This window comes from Streptomyces sp. NPDC001732, from assembly GCF_053596315.1.
The window spans coordinates 169,623-179,874 of record NZ_JBSFFY010000012.1 but is presented as its reverse complement, the minus strand read 5'-3'; the positions used below and the strand labels follow the sequence as shown (position 1 = coordinate 179,874).

Sequence of the window (10,252 nt, the reverse complement as noted above, 5' to 3'; positions counted from 1 at the left end):
GAAACGCTTCCGCAGCGCAGGATCGATCCTCTTACCGCCCACGGTCCTCGCAACTCCCATCATCGTGAGTGTTGCGAGGACCGCTAGAACTCAAGCTTGCCGGGGCCGTAGGCGTCGGTACCGGTGTGGGCGACGTAGGCGTCCTGCTCGAAGGGCGTCGTCATGGCACTTCCTCTCGCTTCGCTTCACTCTGCGTGGGTGATTCATGTCACAGAGTGAGCTGCTTGCGGCTACGCTCGCCAGAGGTTTCAGCGTGACGATGCACTTCGCACATAGGGGAGTTGCCGGTGGCCGTCGAGGAGATTCCCGAAGCCCGGGTCCTGTACGGCAAGGAATTGCGCAGCCGTAGAGAAGCGGCCGGGCTGACGCAGGAGCAGCTGAGCCAGCGTGCGTTCCTGTCCCGCACACACCTCGCCCACATGGAGGCGGGGCGGCGCCTGCCCTCGCTGGAGGACGCCGAGCGGCTGGACCAGGTGCTGGACACGGGCGGCTTCTTCGTGCGGTTCCTGCCCGTGCTGGATGACGGACACAAAGTCGCCGAATACTTCGAGGCGGCTGCGGAGTTCGAGAAGCAGGCGACGGTGATCCGGCTGTACGAACCCAAGCTGATTCCCGGTCTGCTCCAGACGGAGGCTTACGCCCGCGAGGTGTTGAGCTCAGGCTTCCCGCCCAAGAGTGACGAGGAACGTGACAGGCTCCTTGTCACACGGTTGAAGCGCGCCCGCATCCTCGACAACTTCGAATCGCCCGTGGTGTGGGCGCTGCTCGACGAGGCGGTGCTGCGCCGTCCCATCGGCGGTCCGGCCCTGATGGCCGAACAGCTGCGTCATGTCGTGGAGTTCGGAGAGTGTCGGCGCGTACGGGTGCACGTCCTGCCGTTCTCGGTGGGCTACCACGCCTTGTTGGAGGGGCTGGTCTCCCTGATGTGGTTTGAGGACCTGCCCCCCGTCGCTTACACCGAAGGGCTCAAGTCGGGGCGGGTCTGGGAGAATCCGTCGGCAGTGCGTGAATGCCAGGTGGCCTACGATCACGCATTGGGGGATGCGCTCTCGCACCGGGAGTCCCTGGCCCTCATCCGTTCGGCTGCGGAGGAATACGAACATGAAGCGCAGTGAGACCATCGTCCCGGACGCCTCGGTCCTGTCCGCCTGGCGCAAGTCCAGTTACAGCGGCGACAACGGCGGCGAGTGCCTGGAGGTCAGCGAGGCGTACGCGACCTGGCGCAAGTCCTCGTACAGCGGCGGCACCAGCGGCGACTGCCTCGAAGTGAACGATGCCTGCACCGCCTGCGTCCCCGTCCGCGACAGCAAGAACCCGCACGGTCCGGCCGTCGTCTTCGCGGCCTCGGCCTGGACGCCGTTCGTGACGGCGGTCAAGGGCGACCGCCTGGTGTGACCGTCCGGTGTGACGTTGTGTGTGCGGGGGCCGAGCCGCCCCCGCACACTTCCGCGTCTGCCCGGCCGTCAGTTCGTCAGTCCGTCAGCGTTTCACTGAAGCGGGACGGGCCGGTCGGGGCGCCGATCGTGGCCGCGCCGAACGAGACGGAGCCCTTGGCGACGACGCCGGTGGCGTCCGTACCGAAGATCCACAGGGCGCCCCTGCTGCTGTTCTCCGTGGGGTCGCCGACCACCATTTCCGTACGGCCGTTGCCGTCGTAGTCGCCCAGCGCGACGGCCTCGCCGAACTGGTCGCCCGCCTCGGCGACACCCGGAACCCCGGCCGTGTACTGGCCGAACTCCTTGGAGCCCGCGCCGCTCACGCCCTTCGGGCCGCCCTTGAGCACCAGGACCCGGCCGGCTTCGGAGATGCCGTTGATCCGCTCGCCCGGCAGGCCCGTGGCGATGTCGGGGTAGCCGTCGCCGTTCGTGTCGCCCAGTGCCAGGCTGTAGCCCATCCGGTCGTGGGCCTCGGCCGTGCCCGAGACGCCCTCGGTGTCCTGGTTGATCCAGACGGGCTTGCGGGTGGTGCTCTGCCCCTTCGGGCCGCCGTACGAGACGAAGAGCGCGCCGCCCTTCTTCCCCGGGGTGTCCGCGTGCGACCACTCGTCGCCGCGCCCGATGACGATGTCCCCGTGGCCGTCCTTGTCCAGGTCGGCGATGCCCACGCTGACACCGCCGACACCGGCCCCGGCCGCGTCCTTGATCTCGACCGGGGCGGCGAAGCCGGTGCGGCTGCCCTTCAACAGGTACGTGTGCTGCTGCCACGGGTCGTCCGGGCCGAAGCCGAGGATCACCAGGTCGCCCACGCCGTCACCGGTCACGTCGCCGATGGCGATCTCCGAGGTGTCGAGCACGGCGGTGCCGTCGACCGTGAACGAACCGACCCGGCTCCACTTGCCCGTACGGCCGATCGGGCCGTGCAGGACGTGGCCGCCGCGCCGTGCGTCACCCACCGCGATGTCGGCGAAGCCGTCGCCGTCCACGTCGCCCACGTCCAGGTCACCGGTGCCGTCGACCTGGTCGCCGGGGACGGGGGCGAGGACCGTGGCGTTCTTCGAAAGGCCGGACGCACCGCCCCAGTTGACGGCCAGGACCGTGCCCTGGTCGCCGCCGGGCAGGTTCGCCCAGAGTCGGCTCACGAGGTCCGCGTAACCGTCGGCGTTCAGGTCGGCGCTGCGCAGGGCCGTGCCGTAGCGGGCGTCCCCCGGGTTCTCGATGCCGGAGCGGTCCGGCCAGGTCAGCACCTGCTTGCGGGCGGAGGACAGGCCGCCGGGGCCGCCGAAGAGGATGCTCACGGCGCCCGCTCCCTCCGAGCCGCCGACCGTGGCCATGGGGGCGCCGACGGCGACGTCCGGGTAGCCGTCGCCGTTGAAGTCGTCGCGCAGCCGCTTGGTGCTGGGCGTGCTCGCGGCAGGAACGGACGAGTGTGCGGACGCGTGTGCGGTCGGGGCGGACGACTGCGCGGCGTGGGCGACGGGTGCGGCGAGGGCACCGGCGACCAGGGCGACACCGGTCGCGATCGCCAGCCGACGGTGGGGGGAAAGAACAGGCACGTGGATCAACTCCGGTGCTCGGGACGTCGGTCGGGGCAGCACGGAAGCGTTTCCCGTACTGCCCCGTACGACGTCGAGGCCCGGCGGATGGTTGTGTCGCAGTGTCGACGAGTGCCGTCTGCTCAACCGTTCGTGTAGCTGTCGAGGTGGGCGAAGGCCACCACGTTGTCCTCGTAGTCCTTGGAGGTCTTGTTGTACGCGCCGCCGCAGGTGATCAGGCGCAGTTGGGCGGAGTTGGTGTCGGCGTAGACCCGCTCGTCGGGGAACTTCGCCTTGCTGAACTGTTCGACGGAGTCGACCTTGAACGTGGCGACGGAGCCGTCCGCGCGGGTGATGTCCACCTTGGTGCCGGGCTTGAGGTACTGGAGCTGGAGGAACACGGCCGGGCCGGTCATCGTGTCCACGTGGCCCGCCACGATCGAGGCGCCGCGCTCGCCGGGGGTGGCGCCGTCCTTGTACCAGCCGACCAGGTTGTTGTCGTCGGGCGGCGGCGCGTCCAACTGGCCGTTGGCGCCGAGGGAGAGGTCGGTGAACGGCGCGTTGACGCCGATGGTCGGGATGCTCAGCCGCTTGGGGACGGAGCGCGACATGGTCGGGCCGACGGTGGTCTCCGACGGAGTGGCCGAGGCGACCGGGGCGGGCGCGGCGTGGGAACCGAGGATCTCGGGCGAGGCGGACGCGACGGCCGCCGGCGGGGCGGGAGGCTTGTCGTCGGCCGAACTGCCGAACGAGTTGTAGATGAGGAGCATGCCGACACCGGCTGTCACGGCGGGCCACATCAGGGAGCGGCCCAGTGTGGTTCGGGAGGCAGTCCGGGTGGGGGTGGAGCCGGTCGACTGCGGGGCGGCCATGGGAACGTGCCTTTCGGTTCAGTTGTGCTGTGGTGCCGAGTGCGCGTTGCGCGTGTGTGGGGGTGGGTGCGTGTGGGCGCGTGTTGTGTGTTGTGTTGTGCGGGGGTGTTGGGGTCCGGGGTCGCGCGGACTTATTCGGGATTTATTCGGGGGGAAAAGCAGCCGCCGCGGCCGCCGCCCCGAGGGGCGACGGCCGCGACAACGTAACGACCGACTGACGTTGGGCCGGGTCAGGCCATCGCGCCACCCGTCGACTGACGGCGGCGCAGCTTGTACGCGCCGACACCGACGCCACCGAGGAGCAGCGCCGAGCCGGCGGCCAGACCGCCACCGGTCATCGCCATGCCGCCACCACCGGCGTGGACGCCACCGTGGGGCTTGCCGCCGCGACCACCCTCGTCGTCGCCGTATCCGCCACGGCCGCCTTCGTCGTCGCCGTAGCCGCCGCGACCGCCTTCGTCGTCGCCGTATCCGCCACGGCCACCTTCGTCGCCGCCCTTGCCGCCACGACCGCCCTCGTCGCCGCCCTTGCCGCCGTAGCCACCACGGCCGCCCTCGTCGTCACCGGTGACGACGGAGGCCATGAAGCCGCCGCCGGCGTGGACGCCGCCACGGGGCTTGCCGCCGCGGCCGCCTTCGTCGTCGCCGTAGCCGCCGCGACCGCCTTCGTCGCCGCCCTTGCCCCCGCGACCGCCTTCGTCGCCGCCCTTGCCGCCACGGCCACCTTCGTCGTCACCGCGACCGCCTTCGTCGCCGCCCTTGCCGCCGCGACCGCCTTCGTCGCCGCCGCGACCGCCTTCGTCGCCGCCGCGACCGCCTTCGTCGCCGCCACGGCCGCCTTCGTCGCCGCCACGGCCGCCTTCGTCGCCGCCCTTGCCGCCACGGCCGCCTTCGTCGTCACCGGCGATCACGGAGGCAGTGAAGCCGCCGCCGGCGTGGACGCCGCCACGAGGCTTGCCGCCCTCGTATCCGCCACGGCCGCCTTCGTCGTCGCCGTGTCCGCCGCGACCGCCTTCGTCGTCGCCGTATCCGCCACGGCCGCCTTCGTCGCCGCCCTTGCCGCCACGACCGCCCTCGTCGCCGCCCTTGCCGCCGTATCCGCCACGGCCGCCCTCGTCGTCACCCGTGATGACGCGAGCCATGAAGCCGCCGCCGGTGTGGACGCCACCGTGGGGTCGCTCGCCGCGTCCACCGCGGTCGTCGCCCTTGCCACCGTGGTCCTCGCCGCGGTCGCCCTTGCCACCCTTCTCGTGGTCGCCACCGCGGCCACCCTCGTCGCGGCCACGGTCGCCGCCGCGGCCACCCTCCTCGTCACCGGTGAGGACGGAGGCCATGAAGCCGCCGCCGGCGTGGACGCCGCCCCACGGCTTGTCGTGGTCACCGCGTCCGCCGCGGTCGTCACCACGGTCGTCACCGCGGTCACCGTAACCACCGCGGTCGCCGCCACGGTCGCCGCCGCGGTCGGAGTCGGACTTGCCGTGGTCGTCGCCGCGCGAGGACGAGTAACCGTTGTCGTTACCGGAGTCGCCGGACGCCGCCATGGCGTAGGCGGCCGGGCCGGTGATGGCGAGGACCGCTGTGACAGCGGCCGAAGCGAACAGTGTGCGGGCAGAGCGCATCTGAACACATTCCTTCCGCCGCGACTGCGAAGAGTGACGGGCTGTCGACTCAATGTGGCGCAGTGGCGACGTGATCCACCGTCAGTCGGAATGCCGATCCGCGCCATCGGGGAGATCGGCATTGGAGCTACGCCGTGGTCTCTTCGGGTGGCGCCGGGCCGATAATCACCCGTTGGACTGCACGCAGCGCCGCGTGAGGTTTGGGCGGCGGCGGGCCACTCGTCTGCCGGTGCGCCAGCTCGACGGAGCAGCCGGCGACCAGGTCGTACCGACCCCTTGATTCCCGTCAACTGCCGTGCGAAGAGGCAGGGTTGGTGAGGCGGCGGGGCGGAGGTCGGTAAATCGGTTGTCGGGGAGATCGGCCCCTGCTGTACTCGCCGCTGACGTCGACCGACCGAAGGAGCGGGTCATGCGAGGAACTCACATGTTCATTCAGGCGGGAATTGCCACCGATCTTGAGGACATGGAGTTTCGTGCACACGCTGAACCTGGGAATTCTGGCGCATGTCGACGCCGGTAAGACGAGCCTGACCGAGCGGCTGCTCCACGCCGCCGGTGTCATCGACGAAATCGGCAGCGTCGATGCCGGCAGCACCCGGACCGATTCCCTGGCGCTCGAACGGCAACGCGGCATCACGATTAAGTCCGCCGTCGTCTCGTTCGCCATCGACGACACCACCGTCAATCTGATCGACACCCCCGGGCACCCGGATTTCATCGCCGAGGTGGAACGGGTGCTGAACGTGCTCGACGGTGCCGTGCTGGTCGTTTCCGCGGTGGAGGGCGTACAGGCGCAGACCCGCGTTCTGATGCGGACGCTGCGACGCCTGCGCATTCCGACGCTCGTCTTCGTGAACAAGGTCGACCGCGGTGGTGCGCGGGACGAGTCCGTACTGCGGAGCATCGCCGAGAAGCTGACCCCGGCCGTGGTCGCCATGGGCTCGGTCGACGGACCGGGCGGCCCGGACGCCCGCTGCGTGCCGTACACCGGGGCCGACACCGGCTTCACGGACCGGCTCACCGAACTGCTCGCCGACCACGACGACGCGCTCCTGGCCGCGTACGTCGAGAACGCCGCGCCGCTCCCGTACCACCGGCTGCGCGAGGAACTGGCGGCACAGACCGGGCGGGCCCTGGTGCACCCGGTGTACTTCGGCTCGGCGATCACCGGCGCGGGGGTGGACGCCCTGATCGGCGGGGTGAGGGAGCTGCTGCCCGCGAGCCGGGGCGATGCCGACGGGCCGGTCTCGGGCACGGTCTTCAAGGTGGAACGCGGACCGGGCGGCGAGAAGACGGCGTACGTCCGGATGTTCTCGGGCACGGTACGGGTCCGCGACCGGCTGCCGTTCGGCCGGGGCGACGGGCGGGCCGAGGGCAAGGTGACCGGGATCGGCGTCTTCGACCGGGGCTCGGCCGTGCCCGGGGCGGAGGTCGGCGCGGGCCGGATCGCGAAGCTCCGGGGGCTCGACGGCATCCGGATCGGCGACCCGGTCGGCGTGCCGGACGCGGACGGGCCGAGCCGGTGGTTCGCCCCGCCGACGCTGGAATCGGTCGTGGTGCCCCGCCCGCCCGCGAGGAGGGGCGAACTGCACGCCGCGCTCGCGCAGCTCGCCGAGCAGGACCCACTGATCGATCTGCGGCAGGACGACGTCCGGCAGGAGCTTTCCGTATCGCTCTACGGCGAAGTGCAGAAGGAAGTCATCGAGGCGACGCTCGCCGAAGAATTCGGAATCGGCGTCACCTTCCGCGAGACCACCACCATTTGTCTGGAACGGCCGAACGGAAGCGGCGCGGCGCACGAGATCATCGATCAGGGCGACAATCCCTTTCTGGCGACCGTCGGTCTCAGGGTCGACCCCGCCCCGGCCGGCAGCGGCATTGCGTACCGGCTGGAGGTGGAACTCGGGTCGATGCCCTTCTCCCTGATGAGAGCGGTGGAGGAGACCGTGGGGGAGACCCTGCGGCAGGGAATTCACGGCTGGCAGGTCACCGATTGCGTCGTCACCATGACGCATTCCGGCTACTGGCCCCGCCAGAGCCATTCCCACGCGGTTTTCGACAAGAGCATGTCGAGCACGGCGGGGGACTTCCGGAACCTGACCCCGCTGGTCCTGATGAGCGCGCTGAAGCGGGCCGGGACCACGGTGCACGAGCCGATCCACCGGTTCCGCCTGGAACTCCCCGCGGACCTGTTCGGTCCGGTCCTGCCCGTACTCGCACAGCTGCGGGCCGTCCCCGGGACACCTGTCGTGCACGGTTCCACGTGTGTGCTGGAGGGCGAGATCCCGGTGGCCCGCGTCCACGAACTCCAGCAGCGGCTTCCGGCCCTGACGCGCGGCGAGGGAGTGCTGGAGTCCGACTTCGACCGGTACCGGGCCGTCGTCGGCACACCCCCGGACCGGCCGCGCACGGACCACGACCCGCTCAACCGCAAGGAGTACCTGCTGCGCACGATGCGGAGGGTCGCCGCGGGCGGGGAGGCGCGGTGACCGGGGAGGCGGGGGGGTGGTGACCTGTGGTCCGGACGGCGCCGGTCGTTAGGATCGGGCCGGGCGCCGCGAGGGCCGGGGAGGCGTTTCGCAGCAGCTCGGGGGCCTGGTCATCGATGTGACACGGCGGCGGAGCCGTCGTCGGGAGAAGTGAGCAAACCGTGGCCATGGTGGGCCTGTTCTGGATCGCCGAGGGCGACGTGTACATGGGTGCGAAGCCGTCCGGTCTGGCACCCGGGGTGCGCCTGACCCCCGAGGGTGTGATGGGCCTCGGCGACGGGCAGTCCGGCCTCCACCTGTGGGAGGACGTGCGTGCCCTGACGGTGTCCGACGTCCCCATGAAGTCCCTGAGGCGGCGGGCCGGGATGGCCGGGGGCGTGGCCCTGGAGACGGTGATGAACCTGGTTCTGCCCGAGCGCCCGCTCCGGGCGGGCGAGGCTCCGCCGGCGATGACGCTGCACGTGGAGACGCACGACGGCGACCACCGGCTGACCGCCTACGCCGCCGCGGCCTCCGGCTACTCCCCGGCAGAGGCGAGCCTCTCCGGGGCCCTCCTGTCCCGCCTCACGGAGGGCGCCGCGACGATGTCCACGACGCTCGCCGCGATGTCGGAGTGGGGGCGCACGGAGGGCGGATCGCCCCGGGGCGCGGAGCGGGAGCGGCTGTTGCGGCAGTGGGCGGAGCAGGGGCTCTGACGCAGGGGATCCGATCAAGGGGCCCCGGTCCGAGGCCCCCGATCCGGGGCCTCTGATCGGGGTCTCTTGTGGGGGAGCGGTCACATGGCCGGCGGCTCGGCCCCGTCGGGCAGGCCGAGGAGGTAGAAGTCGGTGCGGCTGCCGTCCGCCTCCACGAGCTGCTTGTCGTAGGTGAAACCCGCCCGTCGTGCGACCGCTGCCGACCGGGAGTTCTCCGGATCCACCCGGATCACTCCCTGGGCCGCCCCCTCGGCTGCGGCGTACCGGCAGATCAGGCGGACCGCACGGGTCACCAGCCCCTGTCCCCGCCAGGCCGGGTAGAGCACGTAGGAGATGTTGACCTGGCCGGGTGCCAGGCCCGCCAATTCGAATCGCAGGTCGATGTAACCCACCAGGGTCGACCGGGAAGCCGTAGCCGTACGGATTCCGAACGCACGCAACGGTCCACGGGCGGCCCATTGCTCGATGCAGTGGCGAAAGTACGCCTCGGTGCCGGCCCGGGTCGCCGGCCCCCCGCTGAGCCACCGGACCTGGAGCTCGTCATCGCCCGCCAGGTGTGCGTCGACGTCGTCCAGGCGCGGCGGAGACAGAGTCACGACCCCGTCCGAAAGGTTCACGTCATGCATGAGGCCACCCTCGGCCCTGCGGCGTCCGGCCCTCAAACGGGTTTCACGTACGCGGAGACCTGCCCGGCCCCGGACACACACGTCCTGGTGCCGTGACCGGCAAAGCTTGCCGGGAGGGGCCCTAGTTCAGCAGGGAGCGCGCCGCCCGTGCCCGGCGCCGGACCTCCTCCGCCGTCGCGGGCTCGACCGCGTCGACCACGTCCGCGTACTCCTCCATCTCCACCGCCCCGCGCAGGAACTGCCCGCTCTGCACGAGCAGCTGCGCACGCTCGTAGCGCAGCCTGGCGGGGTGCGAGGGCAGCAACAGCGAGAGGTCCACGGCCCACAGCGCGACGTCCGTGCGCTCCGGACGGGTCGCGGCCCAGGCCCTGATGTTGTTCAGGACGCGCAGCACGATGTCCAGGGTCCGCGCGGGCGTCAGCATCGACTCGTCGAGCGGCTGCCCGGTCGCCCCCGCCGCCAGCAGCTCCGCGTCCTGCCCGGTCATCGGCCGGCCGCCGTCGAACGGATCGGCCAGCACCCGCTCGTCCGGATCGCCGAAGCCGACGACGAAATGGCCGGGCAGCGCCACCCCGTACACCGGGGCCCCGGCCCGGCGCGCCACCTCGATCCACACCACGGACAGCAGGATCGGCAGCCCCCGGCGGCGCCGCAGCACCTCGTGCAGCAGGGACGACTCCAGCCGCTGGTAGTCCGCCGACGAGCCCGCGAAGCCGCACCGCTCACCGAGCAGCTCGGCGAGGGCCGAGGCCCAGGCCCGGCCGCCCCGCACCCCGTAGGGAAGCCGGCCCGCCAGCTCGTCCAGCTCGATCTGCGCCGCGTCGATCCCGTGCTCGTCCAGGGCGGGATCGGCCACCGCGCCCAGCAACAGGCAGAGCAGCGCGAGGTCGGGCCGCTCCTCGCGCGCCTCCGCGGCGAACCGCCTGCGCAGCTCGTCGGGGTCGGGACGGTCCGGCCGCTCGTGGTGGTGGGGGTCCATC

At 71.3% G+C, this 10,252-nt stretch carries 9 protein-coding genes; 5 read left to right on the top strand and 4 right to left on the bottom strand.

Annotated features, from left to right (window positions below):
- The first annotated feature begins 287 nt into the window (after positions 1 to 287).
- On the top strand, positions 288 to 1,115 hold the full coding sequence (locus ACWCXX_RS15755; RefSeq protein WP_451127391.1) for a helix-turn-helix domain-containing protein: 828 nt from the start codon (positions 288 to 290) through the stop codon (positions 1,113 to 1,115).
- On the top strand, positions 1,102 to 1,395 hold the full coding sequence (locus ACWCXX_RS15750) for a DUF397 domain-containing protein (RefSeq protein ID WP_451127389.1): 294 nt from the start codon (positions 1,102 to 1,104) through the stop codon (positions 1,393 to 1,395). Before ACWCXX_RS15755 ends, ACWCXX_RS15750 begins: the two co-directional genes overlap by 14 nt.
- Before the next feature lie 76 nt (positions 1,396 to 1,471).
- Here ACWCXX_RS15750 and ACWCXX_RS15745 read toward each other — a convergent pair whose 3' ends face one another.
- Together ACWCXX_RS15745 and ACWCXX_RS15740 are read right to left on the bottom strand one after the other, a co-directional pair.
- Complete coding sequence (locus ACWCXX_RS15745; RefSeq protein WP_451127387.1) at positions 1,472 to 2,992, bottom strand: VCBS repeat-containing protein; 1,521 nt, start codon at positions 2,990 to 2,992, stop codon at positions 1,472 to 1,474.
- 122 nt (positions 2,993 to 3,114) lie between these two features.
- Positions 3,115 to 3,843 carry a class F sortase gene (locus ACWCXX_RS15740; RefSeq protein WP_451127385.1) on the bottom strand — a complete coding sequence of 243 codons (729 nt, stop codon included), beginning with the start codon at positions 3,841 to 3,843 and terminating at the stop codon, positions 3,115 to 3,117.
- Between the two features lie 359 nt (positions 3,844 to 4,202).
- Here ACWCXX_RS15740 and ACWCXX_RS15735 point away from each other — a divergent pair, with 359 nt between their 5' ends.
- The 3 genes from ACWCXX_RS15735 (at position 4,203) to ACWCXX_RS15725 (ending at position 8,646) form a co-directional block, all read left to right on the top strand.
- Positions 4,203 to 5,627, top strand: coding sequence for a hypothetical protein (locus ACWCXX_RS15735; protein ID WP_451127383.1), 1,425 nt, complete (start codon positions 4,203 to 4,205; stop codon positions 5,625 to 5,627).
- Between the two features lie 308 nt (positions 5,628 to 5,935).
- Complete coding sequence (locus ACWCXX_RS15730) at positions 5,936 to 7,951, top strand: GTP-binding protein (RefSeq protein ID WP_451127381.1); 2,016 nt, start codon at positions 5,936 to 5,938, stop codon at positions 7,949 to 7,951.
- Between the two features lie 167 nt (positions 7,952 to 8,118).
- The gene (locus ACWCXX_RS15725; protein ID WP_451127413.1) at positions 8,119 to 8,646 is read left to right on the top strand and encodes a hypothetical protein; all 528 of its coding nucleotides are present in this window, start codon (positions 8,119 to 8,121) and stop codon (positions 8,644 to 8,646) included.
- Between the two features lie 80 nt (positions 8,647 to 8,726).
- Here ACWCXX_RS15725 and ACWCXX_RS15720 read toward each other — a convergent pair whose 3' ends face one another.
- Together ACWCXX_RS15720 and ACWCXX_RS15715 are read right to left on the bottom strand one after the other, a co-directional pair.
- Positions 8,727 to 9,242: a GNAT family N-acetyltransferase gene (locus tag ACWCXX_RS15720; protein WP_451127379.1), complete on the bottom strand. Its 516-nt coding sequence runs from the start codon at positions 9,240 to 9,242 to the stop codon at positions 8,727 to 8,729.
- Positions 9,243 to 9,393: 151 nt separating this feature from the next.
- Positions 9,394 to 10,251: a transglutaminase-like domain-containing protein gene (locus ACWCXX_RS15715; RefSeq protein WP_451127377.1), complete on the bottom strand. Its 858-nt coding sequence runs from the start codon at positions 10,249 to 10,251 to the stop codon at positions 9,394 to 9,396.
- Between the last annotated feature and the right edge of the window lies 1 nt (position 10,252).

Bases quoted from the DNA above. Each gene is read 5' to 3' on its own strand.
- ACWCXX_RS15750 (WP_451127389.1), top strand. From the start codon at position 1,102: ATGAAGCGCAGTGAGACCATCGTCCCGGACGCCTCGGTCCTGTCCGCC.
- ACWCXX_RS15740 (WP_451127385.1), bottom strand. From the start codon at position 3,843: ATGGCCGCCCCGCAGTCGACCGGCTCCACCCCCACCCGGACTGCCTCC.
- ACWCXX_RS15715 (WP_451127377.1), bottom strand. From the start codon at position 10,251: ATGGACCCCCACCACCACGAGCGGCCGGACCGTCCCGACCCCGACGAG.
- ACWCXX_RS15725 (WP_451127413.1), top strand. From the start codon at position 8,119: ATGGTGGGCCTGTTCTGGATCGCCGAGGGCGACGTGTACATGGGTGCG.